A 17,749-nucleotide genomic window follows, 5' to 3' on the forward strand; every position below is an offset into this window, starting at 1 on the left:
ACCGGGCTACCACGATCCAAGCAGCTCGATCAGCCGTTCGAATCGGGTGCGCCATCCGGCCTCGGACTCGCCCTCGCCCCGGTACTCCCGGGTGAAGCGGAGCACGCTGGCCGCGTCGCCGTCCCGCTCCAGATGGAACCTCAGCCGCCCGCCGCCCTCCAGGGTGTACTCGGCGACCCGGTCCACGTCCCAGGCGGTGACCCGGCCGGAGCCCAGCTCCCGCAGGACGACCGCGCCGTCGAGCCGGGGCTGGAGCACGTCGACGGCGGTGCACCACCCGGAGAGCCCCTCCGGGGTGGCCACCGCCGGCCAGACGTCCTCCATGGGCTGCGGGAGCCGCACCAGGAAGTGGAGTATGTGCGTGTTCCCGTGGGTCTGGCTGGTGCCCTGTGCGATGGAACCGCTCATGACACCAGTGTCACCGACCCGGCGGCTACACGCCCGCGTACGAGTGCTTGCCCGTGACGAAGATGTTGACGCCGTAGTAGTTGAACAGCCAGCAGCCGAAGGCGATCATCGCCAGGTAGGCGGCCTTGCGGCCCTTCCAGCCGGCCGTCGCGCGCGCGTGCAGGTAGCAGGCGTAGGCGACCCAGGTGATGAAGGACCAGGTCTCCTTCGGGTCCCAGTTCCAGTAGCGGCCCCAGGCGTCGCCCGCCCAGATCGCGCCCGCGATGATCGTGAACGTCCACAGCGGGAAGACGGCCGCGTTGACGCGGTAGGCGAACTTGTCGAGGGACGACGAGGCGGGCAGCCGCTCCAGGACCGAGGTCGCGAAGGCGCCGGGCTTGCCGCCCGTCTGGAGCTTGTTCTCGTAGGAGTCCTTGAAGAGGTACAGGATCGTGGCGACCGCGCCCACGTAGAAGACCGCGCCGCAGAAGATGGCCGTCGAGACGTGGATGTACAGCCAGTACGAGTGCAGGGCCGGGACCAGCTGGTCGCTCGCCGTGTAGAGGACGGTGACCGCGAGGCCGAGGTCCAGCAGGACCGTGGTGATCAGGAACAGACCGAGCCAGCGGACGTTCTTCTTCAGGGCCAGCAGGGTCAGGTACACACCGACCGCGACCGTGGAGAAGGTGATGTTGAACTCGTACATGTTGCCCCACGGGGCACGCTCCACGGAGGCCGCGCGGGCGACGACACCGCCCAGCTCCACGAGGAACGCGAGCACCGTCAGGGACACCGCGATCCGGCCGTACAGGTCGCCCTGGACGTCACCGCCGTGCGCGCCGGGGCCGTCGGGCACGTCCCGGGCGCCGGAGGCGGAGCGGACGACGACCTTCGGCCGCTCCAGTACGGCGGTGCCGCCGGCCTTCTTGACGGTGACCGCGGGGGCGCTCGCCTTCGCCTCGCCGGCTTCGGTGAGCGCGTTGGCCGTACGGCCGACCTTGCTGCGGCTTCCGAAGATCCATTCGAGGATGTAGGCGAAGAAGGCCAGCGTGTAGACGGCCATGGACGAGTAGATGAGCGTGTTGCTCATGCTCGCCAGATGTTCGTTGGTGGCGGCGGCCAGCTCGGTTGCGGCGGCGGGAGTCACTTCTTACGCCCCTTCGGATACGACGGAAGTTTCGGTGGAGTCGTCGTCGGCGCCGGGGTCCGGTGCCCCGGGCGCCTGGTCGTAGAGGGTTCCGGCGAGGTCACCCAGCTCCTCGGGCACCTTGGCGGACTCGCTGCGGCCGAGCCCGGCCATCTCGACGACCGTCACGCCGTCGGCGCCGCGCACCGCGCGCACCCACACCCGGCGGCGCTGGATGAACAGCGAGGCGGCGAGACCGAAGATCGCGGCGACGGCACCGCCGAGCGCCCAGCCGCTGCCCGGCTCCTGGACGATCTCGAAGCCGGCCCACTGCTTGATGTCCTTCTCGAAGGTGATGGACCCCGCGCCGTTCGGCAGCGACATGGTGTCGCCCGGCTGCAGGAGCTTCTTCAGCAACTGGCCCTTGCCGTCCTTGAACGCCTTCATGTGCGTCTTGTCCAGCTGGTAGACGCTCTGCGGGATACCCGAGTCCACGCCGAGGTCGCCGTGGTAGGCGTTCACCGCGAGCAGCGGGTTCACCAGCGCCGGGAACTGCGAGAGCATCGTGCCGCTCTTCGGGTCGAAGGTCGGCACGAAGAAGGCCTGGAAGCCGAGCTGCTCCGAGACGCCCTGGGCGTTCTTGTAGCCGTCCATCACCTTGATCACGCCGTTGGAGGTGACGTTGCCGTCGAGCGGCAGCAGCGGCACGGCGTCGTGGTAGACGACCTTGCCCTTGCCGTCGCGGACGGTGATGACGGGCGCGTAGCCGTGGCTGACCAGGTAGACCTTGGCGTCCCCGATGTGCAGCGGCGAGTTGACCTTGATGGTGCTCTGCTGCTGCTTGCCGTACGCGCCCTGGCTGTAGTCGATCCTCGCCTGGTAGGTGCGCGGGGTGCCCCGGTTGGGGCCGCTGACCTCGTACGTGCCCGTGAACTTCTGCAGGTCGAAGCTGAACGGCACCAGGTCGTCGTTGCGGAACATGCTGCCGGACTTGAAGTCGTCGTACTGCAGGATCGAGTTGGAGAACCCGTCGCCCTCGACGACCAGCTTGGTGCCGTCCGACTTGTACATCTGGCCCCAGGCGAAGGCGACCAGCAGCACGATCAGGGCGACGTGGAAGGCCAGGTTGCCCAGCTCGCGCACATAGCCCTTCTCGGCGGCGACGGCGTCACCGGCGACATGGGCGCGGAACCGCTTCTTCCGCAGCAGCGCGAGCGCGGCCTCCCGGACCTTCTCGGGGTCCTCGGTGGTGCGCCAGGTGGTGTAGGCGGGCAGCCGGTCCAGCCGCTTGGGCGCGCCCGGCGGCCGGCCGCGCAGCTGGCCGACGAACTGCCAGGCGCGCGGGACGATGCAGCCGATGAGCGAGACGAACAGCAGGATGTAGATCGCGGAGAACCACACCGAGCTGTAGACGTGGAAGAGGCCGAGCTTGTCGTAGACCGGCGCGAGCGTCTTGTGGGCCTTGCGGAAGTCGTCGACCTTGTTGAGGTCGGCGCCGGACTGCGGGATCAGCGAGCCGGGGATCGCGGCGAGCGAGAGCAGCAGGAGCAGCAGCAGCGCGACCCGCATGGAGGTCAGCTGCCGCCAGAACCAGCGGGCCCAGCCGATGACGCCGAGGCCGGGCGGGGCGGACGTCTCCTCCCGCGGGGCGGTGGACAGCTGGGAGCCCGCGGCGCCCAACTCCTCCTGGTCCCGGCTCTTGTCGGTTTCCGTTGCGCTCATCGATCAGATCCCCACAGTGAAGCCGTTGGACCAGGTCTGCATCTGCTGCACCAGGCTGTCCCAGGCGCCGGTCAGCAGCAGCACACCGGTCGCGATCATCATCGTGCCGCCGATGCGCATCACCCACACATAGTGGCGCTTGACCCAGCCGAACGCGCCGAGCGCCTTGCGGAAGGCGACGGCGGTGAGAACGAAGGGAACACCGAGGCCGAGACAGTAGGCGACGGTCAGCAGCGCGCCCCGGCCGGCGCTCGCCTGCTGCGAGGACAGGGCGATCACGGAGGCGAGGGTGGGGCCGATGCAGGGCGTCCAGCCTATGCCGAACAGGGCGCCGAGGAGGGGCGCTCCGATCAGGCCGGCGGTCGGCCGCTTGTGGAAGCGGAACTCACGCTGGGTCAGCCAGGGCATCAGCCCCATGAAGAACACGCCCAGCAGGATCATCAGCACGCCGAGCACCTTGGACAGCGTGTCCTTGTACTCCTGCAGGGTGGAGCCGAAGAAGCCGAAGAGCGCGCCGCCGGAGACGAAGACGGCGGTGAAGCCGAGGACGAACAGCGCCGCTCCGGTCGTCATCCGCCCCCGCCGGGCCTCCGCCAGGTCGGTGCCGGCGACGCCCGTGACGTAGGAGAGGTAGCCGGGCACCAGCGGCAGGACGCAGGGCGAGAAGAAGGAGACGAGCCCGCCGAGCAGGGCGACCGGCAGGGCGATCAGCAGCGCGCCGTTGAGCACGGTCTGGTTCTGGCCCGTCGCCGCGAGCGTCACGAGCGCGCTCACGTCACTTCTCCGCCAGGACGGGCTTGAGCATCTTCAGCAGGGCGGTGTCGTCGAGCGCCTCCAGGGCGCGGGCGGCGACCTTGCCGTGCCTGTCGATGATGAGCGTCGAGGGGATCAGCTGCGGGTTGAGGGTGCCCTTCTGGAAGCGGAGCATGAGCTTGCCCGTCGGGTCGTACAGGCTCGGGTAGGTGATCCCGTGCTCCTTCTCGAAGTTCACCGCGGGCGTGGTGCTGGTGTCGCGGGTGTTGATCCCGACGAACTGCACGCCCTTGCCCTCGTACTGCCTGGAGACCTTCGCGAAGTACTGCGCCTCTTCACGGCACGGGCTGCACCACGAGCCCCAGACGTTGACGACGACCACCTGGCCCTTGTAGTCGGCGACGTTCAGGGTCTTGCCGTCGATGGTCTCGCCGGACAGGTCCGGGGCCGCGGCGCGCTTGCCCGCCGGGGCGGTGTCGATGCCGCTGTTGCCGGTGACGAAGTTGGTGTTGCCACCGCCGCCGGAGGTGCCGCCCTTGCCGCACGCGGACAGGGTCAGGGCCGCGACAGCGGCCACGGCGCTGAGCAGGGCGGCGCGGCTACGGGTACTCATGTGAAAAGTTTCGCATGTCGGTTCCGGGGATCTCGCGCGCCCCCCTGCCGGGCGGAAAACCGCATTTCAGGGCGTATTTACACGGGACATTTCCGGCAAGGGAGCGGTCCCCGCGACCCCGGGCGGCACTAGGCGAGGAACGTCTTCCAGCCGCCCGCGGGCGCCTGCCCGGGAGCCAGCGTGCGCAGCTTGGCGAGCACCTCGGGCTTCTGCACGTCGATCCAGTCGGCGAACTGCCGGAAGGAGACCAGCCGGACGTCGGCGCCCTTCTCCTTCGCCTGCGCGATGTGCTTGAAGGCCTGCTCGACGGCGTCCATGTAGATGCCGCCGTTCCAGTGCTCCATGTGGTTGCCGATGAAGAACGGCGCCCGGTTGCTGAAGTAGGCCCGCCTGAAGCCGGCGATGTACGCACCGGCCGCCTGCTCCCGCCAGGCCGGGTAGTTGTAGGCCGGCGCCTTGGTCGAGTACTGCGACTGGTTGAACATGATGTTGTAGTCCATCGAGAGGACCTGGAACTTCTTGCCGGGGAAGGGGATCGACTGGAGCGGGAAGTCCCACAGCCCGTGCTTCTTCGTCGGCCACATCTGCAGACCACCGGACGAGGAGGCGTCGTAGCGCCAGCCCAGCTCGCGGGCGGTGGGCAGCAGGTTCTCCTGGTTCAGCAGGCAGGGCGTACGGCCGCCGACCAGTTCCTTGTCGTAGTCGAACGGCAGGGCCGGCATGTCGGTGAAGCCGGTGTTGGTCTTCCAGTTCTTCACGAAGGACTTGGCCTGCTTGATCTCGCTGTGCCACTGCTCGGGCGTCCACCACTTGACCGAGGTGTGGGCGTCACCGCAGAAGTGCCCGTTGAAGTGGGTGCCGATCTCGTGGCCTTCGAGCCAGGCGCGGCGGACGTTGGTCAGCGTGGCCTTGATGTGCTCGTCGTTGAGGTAGCCGATGTCGGAGGCGCCGGGCTTGTTGTTCGGCGGCAGGTACATCCGCTTCTTCGACTCGGGCAGCAGGTACAGCCCCGAGAGGAAGAAGGTCATGCTCGCGCCGTGCTCCTTGGCGAGGTCCAGGAAGCGCGGGAAGAGGCCGTTGCCGACCTCGCCGGCGCCGTCCCAGGAGAAGACGACGAACTGCGGCGGGGTCTCGCCGGCCTCCAGCGGCCGGGGCGCGTCCGGCTGGTGCGGCTGCTTGCCGGTGAAGGAGGTGGAGCCGTCGCCTATGAGCTTGCCCTGGGGGGCGCTGCCCGCGTCGCCGCCCTGCCCGGAGTTTCCACTGCCCGAGCCGGCGGCCCCGTCGGACGACTTCTGACTCCCGCAGCCGGCGAGGGTCGCGGCCGCGGCCGCGCCCGCGCCGAGGCCGAGTATTCCCCTGCGGGAGAGGGTGCGGGAGACGGTGCGCATGGAAGATCCCCGATTCGTCGCGCCTTTGTGGGTCACTCACAGAGAGGGCACAGCGATCGGGGAGGTTCCGATAATTCTTATGTTTTTCGCAATAGTTACGGCAATAACGATCTAAGAGCAATCAAACGGGCCGTCAGCGAACGGTGTTCGTCGCCCGTCAGGCCCCGAAGGCCTTGCCCTGAGCGGCGTTCCTGCCCGACTGCGGCTTGGCACCGGCTCGCAGATGGGCCGGTACGAGATCGATGGCGGGCTCGCTGTAGCCGACCGACACGATCTTGTCGCCGAGGTAGGTGAACGACGTCAGGGAGGCGAGGGTGCACTGCCGCTTGCGCGGATCGTGCCACAGCCGGCGCCGCTCCACATAGGACCGGACGATCCAGATCGGCAGCTGATGGCTGACCAGCACCGCCTCGTGCCCGCGCGCCTTGTCCTTCGCCGCGTTCAGCGCGCCCGTCATCCGCACGACCTGGTCGACGTACGGCTCGCCCCAGGACGGGCGGAACGGGTTGACGAGGTGCTTCCAGTTCCCGGGCCGCTGCAGCGCGCCGTCCCCGACGCCGAAGGTCTTGCCCTGGAAGACGTTCTCGGCCTCGATGAGCCGCTCGTCGGTGTCCAGGTCGACGCCGTGCGCCTTGGCGATCGGGGTGGCCGTCTCCTGCGCCCGCTCCAGCGGCGAGGCGCAGACATAGGTGATGTCGCGGGGCGCGAGGTGCTCGGCGACCCGGTCGGCCATCCGCCGCCCCAGCTCGGACAGGTGGTAGCCGGGCAGCCGACCGTAGAGGACGCCGGTCGGGTTCTCGACCTCGCCGTGCCGCATCACGTGGACGACGGTGACGTCCTTGCCGCCGTTGACGGGGGTGCTCACGCGGTGGCCTCCGCAGCCGCTCGGGCCGCCGCCGGGAGGGCGTCGGCGATCTTCTGGACGGCCCGCTCGTCGTGGGCCGTGGAGACGAACCAGGACTCGAAGGACGACGGCGGCAGGTAGACGCCGTTCGCGAGGAGGGAGTGGAAGAACGCGGTGAAGCGGAAGGACTCCTGCCGCTTGGCGTCCTCGTACGTCCGCACCCGCCGGTCGGTGAAGAAGACGGAGAACATGTTGGAGGCGCTCTGCACCCGGTGCGCGACACCCTCCTTGGTCAGCGCCTCGCTGACCAGCGCCTGGACCTGCGCGGAGACGGCGTCGACCTTGTCGTACGCGGCGTCGTCGAGCAGCCGCAGCTGGGCGAGCCCGGCGGCGGTGGCGACGGGGTTCCCCGACAGCGTCCCGGCCTGGTACACGGGGCCGGCTGGCGCGAGGTGAGCCATGACGTCGGCCCGCCCCCCGAAGGCGGCGGCGGGGAAGCCGCCGCCCATGACCTTCCCGAAGGTCATGAGGTCGGGCCTGACCCCCTCCACCCCGTACCACCCGGCACGGCTGGTACGGAAGCCGGTCATGACCTCGTCCGAGATGAACAGGGCGCCGTTCTTCCGGCAGGCGTCCTTGAGCCCCTGGTTGAACCCGGGGTCCGGCGGCACGACGCCCATGTTCCCGGGCGACGCCTCCGTGATGACGCAGGCGATCTCGCCGGGGTGCCGGTGGAACGCCTCCTGCACGGCCTCCAGGTCGTTGTACGGCAGCACGATCGTGTCGCCGGCCTGGGCGCCGGTCACGCCGGGCGTGTCGGGCAGCGCGAACGTGGCGACGCCGCTGCCGGCCGCGGCGAGCAGCGAGTCGACGTGCCCGTGGTAGCAGCCGGCGAACTTGATCACCTTGGACCGCCGGGTGAACCCGCGCGCGAGCCGGATGGCGGACATGGTCGCCTCGGTGCCGCTGCTGACGAGCCGCACCTGCTCCACGGGCTCGACCCGGGCGACGATCTCCTCGGCGAGCGCGACCTCGCCCTCACCGGGCGTGCCGAAGGACGTACCGCGCGCGACGGCCTCCTGGACGGCGGCGATGACCTCGGGGTGCGCGTGCCCGAGGATCATGGGCCCCCAGGAGCACACGAGGTCGACGTACTCCCGCCCGTCGGCGTCGGTCAGGTACGGCCCCCGGCCGGACACCATGAAGCGGGGCGTGCCGCCGACGGCGCGGAAGGCACGCACCGGCGAGTTCACACCGCCGGGCGTGACGGCGCAGGCGCGGTCGAAGAGCGCCTGGGAGGCGGGTGCGTCGTAGGGATAGGGCGTTTCGCTCAGGGCACTCATGACGTGCGGCTTCTCCGGCTTCTCGGACTCCGGTGACGTGGGTGACCTCCCCAGGGTAGGCCGCGGGGCGCGCGGGGCGTGGCCCGCCTCGGGATCAGCCGCCGCCGTCACCCCCGTCGTGATCCGCCATCTGCGAGACTGAGACCTGATACACACAGCTCTTACGCACGTAATGATCGGAAGATGCTCAGGGGCCGGTAAGAACCCGATGGCTGTTGTTCCACCGCACGTTTCGGCGGGCGGCCGTGGGGGAGGTCACTGACACGATGATCGGGTTGCACGGCGGGGGCCACGCGCCCTAGAAAAGCAGTCGGGTGGAGATATGCATCGCGGTGGCGGACTGGGCGAGGGGACCGATGACCTGGGTCCTCGACGTGCCCGGCGGGGAAGGCACCGGCGCGACGCGGAGGAAACGACCGAGGCACGGCAGAGCGACGCACGTCAGACACAGGGTGGACCGGGTGAGCCCGAGCGGTACGAGCGGCAGATCGACCGCCGGCTCGACCACCGGGCCGACCGCCTCGCGGCGGGGAGCAGGAATGGTGGTCGGGTGGGGGTGACGTACAAATACTTCGGCGCGCCGGACGGCGCGACCGCGGCCCGCGTCCCCATCTCGATGCGTCCCGAGGAACTCGGCGGCGACGAGCTGGGCATGAACGGCATGTTCACCAAGATCAAGCCGGAGACGATGGCCGCGATGGTCCTGACCGGCATCGAGGGCGTCCCCCTGCACAAGGTGCCACCGCTCGAACTGGTCGTCCTGCACCCCGACTACGCCGTCGTCAAACTCCCCATGACCGTCGTCGACCCCCTGCGCGGCATCGGCGAGGAAGCGGTCGGCGCGGCGGCCTTCATCTGGTCCACGGTCCCGGACCGCGGCGGCCCGCGGGACGCGTTCAATGTGTATCAGCTGCTGCACGAGTGGCAGGACTTCAGCCACCGGCTGCATGAGGCGGGGCATCAGCCGTACTGCCTGGTTTGGCCCTGAGCTGGGGTCTCGTGGGGTGGGGCCGGGGTTTCGGAGTCATCTCCCTCCTGGACAGCGGCGTGTTCACCGAGGAGAGGACCAAGGCCGTCCGGGCCGCGCTCGGTGCCTGACCCAGGTCTCGCGACTCGGCCGCGCCCCCTCCCGCGCGGGCGTCAGCGCTTGATCGCGCCAGCGATGAGTGCCTGCGATTGCTCGGCGGTGCGGTCGAGCGGCTCGGTGCTGCGTTTGGCCCGGCACAGGGCGACCGTGCCCTCGACGGCCGCCACGACGAGCGTGATCCGCTCGAGCACGTCATCGACTGGGACGACCTGCGAGCGCCCTCCCGGAAAAGCATCTGAAGCCGGTCTTCGTACGAGCAGACGGCTGACCGCCCCAGCACACCAAGATGCCCGATGCACACGTCCCTCACCGACGCGCCGGCACACCGGCACACCGGCACACCGGAGATGGAACGCCGAAAGGCGGCCACCACCCGCCTCGGCGACGAACTGCGTGTCCCGCCAGGGTCTTCCACGGCGAACCGCGCCCTGCCACTGCCTGACCGCTGCCGCCGCCACAACCGACTGCTCCGACCAGAACGGATCCAGCACACATGACGGGCGGCCGTAGGACGTTCGTGGAGTGCGCCGTCAGCGGACGCGTTCGAGATCGCGGGCGACCGGATCAGGCGCGTCCGGGCGGTGCGCGATCCGAGAGGCTGCGGCCCTGGCGGATCGGCTGAGGAGGGGCGGGGTCAGTCGAGTTCGATGGTGAAGTCCCAGACGGCGATGGTCCTGTCGTCGTGGCGCCAGGTGAGTTCGGCGGCGCCGGCCTCGTAGGTGCCGGAGAGGGTCAGGGTCGCGGGCCGGCCGGGGCCGGCCGTGACGGTCGCGGGGCCGTGGGCGGAGAGGGGGACGGCCTTGCCGTTCTCGTCGCGCGAGGTGAAGTCGGCCGCGTGCAGGGTGAGCGGGCCGGTGGCCTCGCGGACGGTGACGGTGATCGTGCCGGTGGCGTGGTCGGGGACGCCGTGGGGCTTGGCGATCGGGTCCTCGGCCGGGCCGCCGGCGGTCACCACGGCGTCGGCGCCGGGGAGTCGGGCGTGCACGGAGTAGCCCATGGCCAGCAGTTGGAGGTGCTTCTCACCGGCGGTGGGGGTGGCCTGTGCGGTCGGCGGGCCGGGGATCGGCACGGCGCCCAGGCGCCTGACGGTGTTCGCCGCGTCGTCGGTCGCCTTCGCGGTGGCGTGGCCGCCACCGCATCCGGTCAGGGCCAGGGCGAGGCCGGTGCAGGCGAGGGCGGCCAGGACGGTCTTCGGGTGGGTGCGCCACGCGCCGGGCCGGCAAAGGCCGGCCCGGCGTGGTGCCGCGGTGCGTGCGGTGGTCATCGACGGCAGGTCTTTCCCTTGCGGTTGGCTGCCCGGGTCACGGTTTCTTGGTGACGGGGTGCTCGGGGTCGGCGATGCGGGCGACGGCCGGGTAGACGACACTGCCCGAGGGCGCCGGCGGCAGGGCCTTGCCGGAGGGGTTGTTGTAGACGTCCGCGCCGAACGGGCGCAGGCCGTCGGCGGCCGCGTAGCCGAGGTGGCCGTGACCGTCGGTGCCGCCGCTGCGGACGCCGAACAGGTCCTCCATGCTGCGCAGCCACGAGTAGTGGTTGTAGGGCTGCTCGCTGACGGAGCCCGGCTTGATGTAGCGGGAGAGGAACACCGCGCCGGTGATGCCGCCGCCCGGGGTGGTGTCCTGGCCGAACGCCTGGTCACCGGGCTGCGTGGTGTTCGGGCCGGGCAGCTCGTTGCAGCACGCCACGACCGACTGGGCCGTGTCGGTGGGGGTGTTGAGCGAGGTGTCGGTGTTGCCGGCGTAGTCGGCGACGGAGTTGCCGTACATCTTGTAGGGCGGGAAGGCCTCGTCGAAGATGATCTGGATCATGCCGTCGTGCTGGTACGCCGGCGAGGCCATGATCTGGGGCACGACCTTCTCCAGGAACCGGTCCGAGGCGTACAGCCCGCCCTGGTGGTTGTTCGGGTCGCCGGAGAGGTTGTCGCCCTTGCAGGTGGCGTCGTGCGCGTCGGAGCAGTTGTTCGGGCTGATCCAGGAGAAGTGCGGCGTGGTCTTCTCGCTCTTCAGGTCCTGGGTCAGGCTGGAGACGGCCGCGTGTCCGGCCGTGGCGGGGAGGCCGTCGAGGGGGGCGACCCTGGCGCAGTCCCCGGGGTGGTCGATCAGCGCGTGGAACCAGGGCGCCGGGTTGTGCTTGGGCACGTACTGGTCCTGCGGGGTCGCGCCGCCCGGGTCCGGCACACCGGCACCCGAGGGGTCGCCGGGGATGCCGCAGCGGTAGGCGTTCTCGCGGGTGGGGGTGTTGCCCATGTCCTGGGCGTACACCTTCCACGGGATCTTCTTCGCGTCGAGCTGGTTGAACAGGGTCTTCACCGAGGACGGGTAGACACAGCCCGTGGTGGCGTTGACCTGGCCGTCGGCGGCCGGGGTGCCCGGGGAGACGTTCGTGTACCGCGGACAGTCGTCCTGGTTGTCCGGAGCCGGGGCCTGGCCGGACACCAGGCTGATGTAGTTGTCCAGGCTGTAGTGGCCCGTGCCGTAGTACTGGGTGAGCAGCTCGCCGTAGGACGGGAGCGTCTTCCACAGATAGCTGTTCTGGTTGAGGCCGGTGAAGGTGGCCTCGTACGACTTGTTCTCCAGGATGATCGTCCACACGTGGCCGATCCTGTGGGCCGTGGGGTGGTGCCGCTCATGGGCCGATGCCGAGGCCGGTGCCAGTGTGACCGCGGCGATCGCGCCCACGACCGCCGCCCCCGCCGCAAAGCGCCACTGTCTGCGCCCGCGTATGAACCCTGCCATGTCGCTCCCTCGTCGAAGGCAACGCGCGGCGAAGACCTCCCCCGCCGCCCGGGGCACTGTCCACCCACAGGCGACACACGTCCCGACTCCGCCGCCAACTCCCGGCGTCCCGCCGGGGAACAGTGGCGGTACGGGGAGTTGTCGGTTCGTCAAGAAGTCCCCGGATACGGCAAAGAGGGCCGCGGCTCCTGGCCGCTCCGGCGAAGTCCGGTGCGCTTCGCCAGCGCCCCGGAGGGGCGCGGGGCCGTGCCCATACGCGGCTCCGCCGCGTGGGCGCGACCAGCCGGGGGGCGGACCCGCGGCCGGCCGGCGGCATGGCGCGGGCACTTCCGGCGGAGCGCTCAGGCCGGGGCGCCGCCCGCCCGGGGCCGCGTGGCGGCCAGCAGTGCCACGGCCAGGACCTGGACGGCGACGACGACCGTGATCAGCAGGGGGATCGAGTAGCCGTACAGACCGCCGAGCAGCGCGCCGCCGGCCAGGCTCGCCGCGCCGACCACGCCGGCGAACAGGCCGTACGCGGTCGCCCGCCGTCCGCTGGGGACGAGGTCGGCGACGGTCGCGCGCAGCGTGGACTCCTGGATGCCCATGGCCGCGCCCCACACCAGCGATCCGGCGACGGCGACCGCGACCGTGTCGGTGAAGGCCAGCGCCGCCACGGCCGCGGTCAGCGCCGGCAGGGCGACCAGGACGCGCGGGCCGATCCGGTCGTAGAGCCAGCCGGTGGCGAGCGCGGCGACGGCGTCCACCGCCATCGCCCCGGCGTACAGCACCGGCACCCACGCGGCGGTCAGCAGACGGCGCTCGACCAGGTGGTAGGAGAGCAGGCCGAAGGTCGCGAACCCGGTCGTGGTGGCCGCCGTGAACGCGGCGTACGTCCAGAACGCCCGCGGCAGCCGGCCGTCCGGCGGCGCCGACGGCCGGGCGGGCGCCGAGGCCAGCACCTCGCGTTCGTAGCCTTCCGGATCCGGCACCCGCGCCCGCAGCCAGAAGAGCAGCAGCAGGACGGCGACGCCGGGGGCGGCGAGGACGCCGAGGGCGGGGCCGTAGTCGTCGCCGGTCAGCGCGAGCACGCCCGCCACCAGCAGCGGCCCGGCCAGGGCGCCGATCTGGTCCAGGGCCTCGTGGACGGCGAAGCCGCGGCCCCGTCCGGTCGCGGCGGTCGCGTGCGAGAGCAGGGTGTCCTTCGCGGGTGAGCGCACCGCCTTGCCGACGCGCTCGGCGACCACCAGCGCGCACGCGGCCCACAGCACCCCGGCCACGCCCAGCAGCGGTACGGAGACGACGGTCAGCGCGTACCCGGCGATCGCCAGGCCCCAGAAGCGCCGGGTGCGGTCGGCCAGCGGGCCGGAGACCAGCCGCAGCCCGAGTGCCGCCGCCTCACCGGCACCGGTGACCACGCCGACGACCAGGGCGGACGCCCCCAGTGAGGCCAGCAGCGGGCCGGTGATCGAGCGGGCGCCCTCGTACACGACGTCCGCGAGCAGGCTGACCGTGCCGAACCAGACCACGAACCGCCACGGCCCCATCCGCGCCGGCGGCCGCCGCGGCTCCTGCTCCTGCGGGGCCGCCGGGTTCACGCCCACAGCGCCTCCGCGACCGACACGCCGACGAAGGCCGCCCCCAGGCCCGCGACCACGCCGGCGACGACGTTGGCCGCGGCGAAGAACCTGGCCCCGCCCTCCGCCAGCCGCAGCGTCTCGTACGAGAACGTCGAGTACGTCGTCAGCGCCCCGCACAGGCCGGTGCCGAGCAGCAGCTGGACGTGCGAGGAGGCGGCCCCGGCGGCCGCGGCGCCGGAGAGCAGGCCCAGGATCAGGCAGCCGGCCACGTTCACGGTGAAGGTGCCCCAGGGGAAGACCGTGTCGTGCCGCTTCTGCACCGCGCGGTCGGTCAGATACCGCAGCGGCGCGCCGACCATGGCCCCGACGACCACCAGCAGCCAGTTCACGCCTTCTTCTCCTTCTTCCGTCGTACCGGATGGCCTCCTTCCCGTCGTACCCGACGGCCTCACGGTCGTCGAGTGACGGGCGGGGCCCCGCGCCTGACGATCTTCACCGGCGAGAGCCGTGTCATCACCGCCTGCCTGCCACCAGGCGGCGCGTCGCCGTCGCCGCGAGCCACACCGCCGCCAGCGCCGCGCACAGCGTCGCGGCCAGATACGCGAGCGCGGTCCGGGGGTGACCGCCGCCGACCAGCTTCTGGATGTCCACCGCGTAGGTCGAGAACGTCGTGAAGCCGCCCAGGACACCGGTTCCGAAGAACGGCCGCACCAGCCGGTGCGCCGCCCACACGTCGGTGATCAGCACCATGAAGACGCCGATGACCGCACAGCCCAGCGTGTTGACGCACAGCGTCGTCCACGGGAAGCCGCCCGCCGCGACCGGCCACAGCAGCGAGGCCCCGTACCGGGCCGACGCCCCGATCGCCCCGCCGGCCGCCACCACCGCCACGATCGGCGCCTGCGCCCGCCAGGGCCGCGGGCGCCGCCGAGCGGGCACGCGCGGATCGACGCCGGGGTCCGTGGGCTCGGCCGTCACGCCGGGGTTCGGGGCTGTCATGTCGGTGTCTCCTACTCGCCGGGGCCCGCGGACATGCGGGCGCGCACCATCGCAAGTAGGGACTGTTGGCGGCACCCGTGCCGCGGTTCGGGTACGGCGAGCCCCACCGCCGCGCCGCGATCGCCGGATCGCGGCCTGTGCCAGGTTAGAGCACGGGGACGCGGGATGGCACACTCGGGGGACAGCGGCATTTACACGCCCGTAAAAGTTCGCCGTGGCGGCGGGCAGCGGGTTCCGTCGGGTGGCGGCGGACGGCGAGCGAGGGACGCGGAGCTGATGAACGGTGGTGCACAGGACCGGGGGGCCAAGCTGGCCAACGGCGTGCGCGAGGCCGAGATCCTCGCCCTGCTCCAGCGGTCCGGGCAGGCGCTGACGCCGGGCGAGGTCGCCGGACTCCTCGGCGGAGAGCTGGCGTACAGCAGCGTGGTGACGATCCTGACCCGTATGCACACCAAGCAGATCCTGACCCGCACCCGGCGCGGCCGGGCCTACGCCTACGCGCCCGCGACCGACGACGCCGGGTTCGCCGCCCGCCGGATGCGCACGGTCCTGGAGGAGCGCCCCGACCGGGAGGCGGTGCTGGCCCGCTTCGCCGACGGCCTGTCCGACACGGACGCGGAGTTGCTGCGGCAGCTGCTCGACCCCCGATCCGGCACCGGTCGCTGAGCGGGGCCGGGTCCGGGATGCGCGTTCTCGTCTATCTTCCGCTGCTCCTGCCGCTGCTCGCGCCCCTGGGAGCCGCGCGGCTGTCACGGCACTGCGAGCCACGGCTCGCGACCTGGCTGCTCACCGCGTCCTCGCTGGTACTGGCCGTGGCGAGCACCCTCTCGCTGGGGCTGCTGGCCGTCACCGGGCTGACCCGGATCCCGCTGCTCGCCGCGCTCGGCCACTGGTCGGTGGGCACGGCCCGGCAGAACGACCCGACCGAGCTGTCCGTCGCGCTGCTCGCCGGGCTGCTGCTCGGCGTGGCGGTCGTCATGGCCGTACGGACGCTGTGGCGCCGGGCCCGGTCGCTGGCCGCCGCCGCGCTGGACGCGGCCTGCATGCCGGCGCGGGACGGGCTGGTGGTCGTCGACGATCCGGCGCCGGACGCGTTCGCGCTGCCAGGGCTGCCCGGCCGGGTCGTGGTCTCCACCGGCATGCTGCACACCCTCGACGAGGCCGAGCACGACGTCCTGCTCGCCCATGAACGCGCGCATCTGAGCGCGCACCACTACGCGTTCGTCGCCCTCACCCAGTTCGCCGCCGCCGCCAACCCGCTGCTGCGCCCGCTCGCCACGGCGGTCGCCTTCACCACCGAGCGCTGGGCCGACGAGAACGCGGCCCGCGCCACGGGGGACCGCACCCGGGTCGCCCGGGCGATCGGCAAGGCGGCCCTCGCCGCGCACGCGAACCCGGTACGCTCCCGGCTCTCCGACGCGGCCCTCGGCCTCCTCGGCCGCGTGGGCCGGCGCCGCGATCCCATGGCCGCGGCCGGTCCGGTGCCGCGCCGCGTCGCCGCGCTGCTCGCCCCGCCGCCCGGCCGGCGCCCGCTCCTGGTGGCCGCCACGCTGGCGGTGCTGCTCACGGCGACCTGGTCGAGCGCCGAGGCGGCGCACGACCTGCACCGGCTGCTGGAGACGATCGGCGCCGGGTAGCGCGCGACGGCGGCCCGCGCGTCAACGCCGCGAGACCCCGTGATCATTTACACGCGTGTAGATGATACCCTCCGTTCATCCGGCCACACCCCGGTGTTCCCGCGGTCTCCGCCTGCTCGAAAGACCACGCCCGATGACCCCTCACACCACCGCCCAGCTCGCCTTCGACGGCTCCGGCATCGACGGCTCGCTGTTCACGTCGGTCACCGACTTCGCCCGCGACACCCCCTGGCTCAACACCCCGATCGCGCTGGCGACCAATCTCGGCCTGGGCGTGTTCGCCGTGCTGATGGTGATGGGCTGGTGGCGGGCCCGCCGGCGCGACGCCGCCGCCATGGCCACGGCGCTGGCCGCACCGGTGGCCGTCGTGGTCGCCTTCGCCGTCACCGAGGTGATCAAGAAGCTGGTCGCGGAGGCCCGCCCCTGCCGTGCGCTGCCGCACGACTACTTCGTCAACAGCTGCCCCGCGCCCACCGATTACGCCTTCCCCAGCGGCCACACCACCACGGCCGCCGCCACCGCCGCGGCCCTGTTCCTCCTCGATCGCCGGCTCGCCGCCATCGCCGCCGTCTGCACGGTCCTGGAGGGCTTCACCCGCGTCTACGTCGGCGACCACTACCCGCACGACGTCCTCGGCGCGATCGTCATCGCCGCACCCGTCGCCCTCGTCGCCGCCCTGGCCCTGCGCGCCCTGCTCCACCCCCTGGTCTCCCGCCTGCGCTCCACCGGCGCCCTCCAGCCCCTGCTCACGGCGTAGACCTCCGGCCACACGCCCGCACCAAGGGGGCCGGAAGCCGCTTGACCGTCGCCGACACCGGGACCGACGACGCGAAGGCCACTCGACCGACGCCGACACCGGGACCGACGACGCGAAGGCCACCCGACCGACGCCGACACCGCCGCCGGGGCCGCCTGGGCAGCTCCGGCGGCCACGGCGGAGGCCAGCTCGGACCGCAACGGCGGCCACGACGGAGACCGCCTGGGCCGGGTCGGCGCGCGCGACGGAGGCCAGCCGGAAGGCGTCGGCCCCCGCGACGGAGGCCAGCCCAGACCCCAACGGCGGCCACGGAATCGGCTCGGGCACTACGACGGCCGCGCCGAAGTCCACCATCCGACACCGCGTCGCCTGCGACGGAGACCAGCCACGACCCCAACGGCGGCCACCGAAACGGCTCGGGCACTACGACGGCCGCGCCGAAGTCCACCATCCGACACCGCGTCGCCTGCGACGGAGACCAGCCACGACCCCAACGGCAAAGTCCATCCCGACCGCGCCGGCCCCCGCGAGGCAGACCAGCCCCAACCACAACAGCAACACGACGCGGTCCGCACGCGCCTTCCAGCGCCCACCACGAAGACCACCCGGACCGAACACCGGCGACCACGCCCCAGGCCGCCCGGACCGCTGCGGCGCTGGTGGTGGCAAGGAAACCCGTTCCCGTCCGGGCGGCAACCGCGCGGAGGGGCCCGCCCCGACTGCCTCCGCCCACTCCCCCGCCCTGGCCTCAGACGCCGCGGGCGAAGGCCTCGACGCCGGTCGGCCCGGCCCCCGCGGG

Annotated in this window: 17 protein-coding genes and 1 pseudogene; 4 read left to right on the forward strand and 14 right to left on the reverse strand. The window is 71.8% G+C overall.

Annotated elements, in window-relative coordinates; genetic code table 11:
- Positions 1 to 6 precede the first annotated feature (6 nt).
- The 8 genes from ACZ60X_RS32460 to hemL form a co-directional block, all read right to left on the reverse strand.
- On the reverse strand, positions 7 to 408 hold the full coding sequence (locus tag ACZ60X_RS32460; RefSeq protein WP_469606154.1) for an SRPBCC family protein: 402 nt from the start codon (positions 406 to 408) through the stop codon (positions 7 to 9).
- A gap of 25 nt (positions 409 to 433) precedes the next feature.
- Positions 434 to 1,534 (reverse strand): c-type cytochrome biogenesis protein CcsB, encoded by a 1,101-nt coding sequence (ccsB, locus tag ACZ60X_RS32465; RefSeq protein ID WP_469606156.1) that lies wholly within the window; start codon positions 1,532 to 1,534, stop codon positions 434 to 436.
- Positions 1,535 to 1,537: 3 nt separating this feature from the next.
- Positions 1,538 to 3,235, reverse strand: a complete 1,698-nt coding sequence (gene resB / locus ACZ60X_RS32470) for a cytochrome c biogenesis protein ResB (protein WP_469606159.1) — start codon at positions 3,233 to 3,235, stop codon at positions 1,538 to 1,540.
- A 3-nt stretch (positions 3,236 to 3,238) separates the two neighbouring features.
- Positions 3,239 to 4,009, reverse strand: coding sequence for a cytochrome c biogenesis CcdA family protein (locus tag ACZ60X_RS32475; protein WP_469606162.1), 771 nt, complete (start codon positions 4,007 to 4,009; stop codon positions 3,239 to 3,241).
- A gap of 1 nt (position 4,010) precedes the next feature.
- Positions 4,011 to 4,601, reverse strand: coding sequence for a TlpA family protein disulfide reductase (locus ACZ60X_RS32480; RefSeq protein WP_469606165.1), 591 nt, complete (start codon positions 4,599 to 4,601; stop codon positions 4,011 to 4,013).
- A gap of 128 nt (positions 4,602 to 4,729) precedes the next feature.
- Positions 4,730 to 5,989 (reverse strand): polysaccharide deacetylase family protein, encoded by a 1,260-nt coding sequence (locus ACZ60X_RS32485; RefSeq protein ID WP_469606168.1) that lies wholly within the window; start codon positions 5,987 to 5,989, stop codon positions 4,730 to 4,732.
- A 157-nt stretch (positions 5,990 to 6,146) separates the two neighbouring features.
- Complete coding sequence (locus tag ACZ60X_RS32490; protein WP_469606385.1) at positions 6,147 to 6,806, reverse strand: histidine phosphatase family protein; 660 nt, start codon at positions 6,804 to 6,806, stop codon at positions 6,147 to 6,149.
- Between the two features lie 44 nt (positions 6,807 to 6,850).
- Positions 6,851 to 8,167: a glutamate-1-semialdehyde 2,1-aminomutase gene (hemL, locus tag ACZ60X_RS32495; RefSeq protein ID WP_469606387.1), complete on the reverse strand. Its 1,317-nt coding sequence runs from the start codon at positions 8,165 to 8,167 to the stop codon at positions 6,851 to 6,853.
- A 559-nt stretch (positions 8,168 to 8,726) separates the two neighbouring features.
- Between hemL and ACZ60X_RS32500 the strand changes: the two genes are divergently transcribed.
- Complete coding sequence (locus ACZ60X_RS32500; protein ID WP_003974483.1) at positions 8,727 to 9,164, forward strand: hypothetical protein; 438 nt, start codon at positions 8,727 to 8,729, stop codon at positions 9,162 to 9,164.
- 152 nt (positions 9,165 to 9,316) lie between these two features.
- Here the strand turns inward: ACZ60X_RS32500 and ACZ60X_RS32505 are convergent.
- The 6 genes and pseudogenes from ACZ60X_RS32505 to crcB (ACZ60X_RS32530) all read right to left on the reverse strand — a co-directional run.
- Positions 9,317 to 9,439: pseudogene (locus ACZ60X_RS32505) on the reverse strand (LmrA/YxaF family transcription factor); the annotation flags it as partial.
- 458 nt (positions 9,440 to 9,897) lie between these two features.
- Complete coding sequence (locus tag ACZ60X_RS32510; protein ID WP_469606172.1) at positions 9,898 to 10,527, reverse strand: hypothetical protein; 630 nt, start codon at positions 10,525 to 10,527, stop codon at positions 9,898 to 9,900.
- A 37-nt stretch (positions 10,528 to 10,564) separates the two neighbouring features.
- The gene (locus ACZ60X_RS32515) at positions 10,565 to 11,998 is read right to left on the reverse strand and encodes an alkaline phosphatase family protein (RefSeq protein WP_469606175.1); all 1,434 of its coding nucleotides are present in this window, start codon (positions 11,996 to 11,998) and stop codon (positions 10,565 to 10,567) included.
- 341 nt (positions 11,999 to 12,339) lie between these two features.
- Positions 12,340 to 13,581: an MFS transporter gene (locus ACZ60X_RS32520; protein WP_469606177.1), complete on the reverse strand. Its 1,242-nt coding sequence runs from the start codon at positions 13,579 to 13,581 to the stop codon at positions 12,340 to 12,342.
- Positions 13,572 to 13,946 (reverse strand): fluoride efflux transporter CrcB, encoded by a 375-nt coding sequence (gene crcB / locus ACZ60X_RS32525; protein WP_469606180.1) that lies wholly within the window; start codon positions 13,944 to 13,946, stop codon positions 13,572 to 13,574. The genes ACZ60X_RS32520 and crcB (ACZ60X_RS32525) overlap by 10 nt, the downstream gene beginning before the upstream one ends.
- A 124-nt stretch (positions 13,947 to 14,070) precedes the next feature.
- Positions 14,071 to 14,556 carry a fluoride efflux transporter CrcB gene (gene crcB, locus ACZ60X_RS32530; protein ID WP_469606183.1) on the reverse strand — a complete coding sequence of 162 codons (486 nt, stop codon included), beginning with the start codon at positions 14,554 to 14,556 and terminating at the stop codon, positions 14,071 to 14,073.
- 276 nt (positions 14,557 to 14,832) lie between these two features.
- Here crcB (ACZ60X_RS32530) and ACZ60X_RS32535 point away from each other — a divergent pair, with 276 nt between their 5' ends.
- The 3 genes from ACZ60X_RS32535 (at position 14,833) to ACZ60X_RS32545 (ending at position 16,950) form a co-directional block, all read left to right on the forward strand.
- The gene (locus ACZ60X_RS32535; protein WP_469606186.1) at positions 14,833 to 15,222 is read left to right on the forward strand and encodes a BlaI/MecI/CopY family transcriptional regulator; all 390 of its coding nucleotides are present in this window, start codon (positions 14,833 to 14,835) and stop codon (positions 15,220 to 15,222) included.
- Between the two features lie 17 nt (positions 15,223 to 15,239).
- Positions 15,240 to 16,193 carry a M56 family metallopeptidase gene (locus ACZ60X_RS32540; RefSeq protein WP_469606188.1) on the forward strand — a complete coding sequence of 318 codons (954 nt, stop codon included), beginning with the start codon at positions 15,240 to 15,242 and terminating at the stop codon, positions 16,191 to 16,193.
- A gap of 133 nt (positions 16,194 to 16,326) precedes the next feature.
- Positions 16,327 to 16,950, forward strand: coding sequence for a phosphatase PAP2 family protein (locus ACZ60X_RS32545; protein WP_469606191.1), 624 nt, complete (start codon positions 16,327 to 16,329; stop codon positions 16,948 to 16,950).
- Positions 16,951 to 17,749: the final 799 nt, after the last annotated feature.

The sequence above is a fragment of the Streptomyces sp. NPDC104106 genome (assembly GCF_055584345.1).

Excerpts from the sequence above, each read along its gene's own strand:
- ACZ60X_RS32460 (WP_469606154.1), bottom strand. The coding sequence starts at position 408 with ATGAGCGGTTCCATCGCACAGGGCACCAGCCAGACCCACGGGAACACG.
- resB (WP_469606159.1), bottom strand. The coding sequence starts at position 3,235 with ATGAGCGCAACGGAAACCGACAAGAGCCGGGACCAGGAGGAGTTGGGC.
- ACZ60X_RS32480 (WP_469606165.1), bottom strand. The coding sequence starts at position 4,601 with ATGAGTACCCGTAGCCGCGCCGCCCTGCTCAGCGCCGTGGCCGCTGTC.
- ACZ60X_RS32485 (WP_469606168.1), bottom strand. The coding sequence starts at position 5,989 with ATGCGCACCGTCTCCCGCACCCTCTCCCGCAGGGGAATACTCGGCCTC.
- ACZ60X_RS32490 (WP_469606385.1), bottom strand. The coding sequence starts at position 6,806 with ATGCGGCACGGCGAGGTCGAGAACCCGACCGGCGTCCTCTACGGTCGG.
- ACZ60X_RS32510 (WP_469606172.1), bottom strand. The coding sequence starts at position 10,527 with ATGACCACCGCACGCACCGCGGCACCACGCCGGGCCGGCCTTTGCCGG.
- ACZ60X_RS32515 (WP_469606175.1), bottom strand. The coding sequence starts at position 11,998 with ATGGCAGGGTTCATACGCGGGCGCAGACAGTGGCGCTTTGCGGCGGGG.
- crcB (WP_469606183.1), bottom strand. The coding sequence starts at position 14,556 with ATGACAGCCCCGAACCCCGGCGTGACGGCCGAGCCCACGGACCCCGGC.
- ACZ60X_RS32535 (WP_469606186.1), top strand. The coding sequence starts at position 14,833 with ATGAACGGTGGTGCACAGGACCGGGGGGCCAAGCTGGCCAACGGCGTG.
- ACZ60X_RS32540 (WP_469606188.1), top strand. The coding sequence starts at position 15,240 with ATGCGCGTTCTCGTCTATCTTCCGCTGCTCCTGCCGCTGCTCGCGCCC.
- ACZ60X_RS32545 (WP_469606191.1), top strand. The coding sequence starts at position 16,327 with ATGACCCCTCACACCACCGCCCAGCTCGCCTTCGACGGCTCCGGCATC.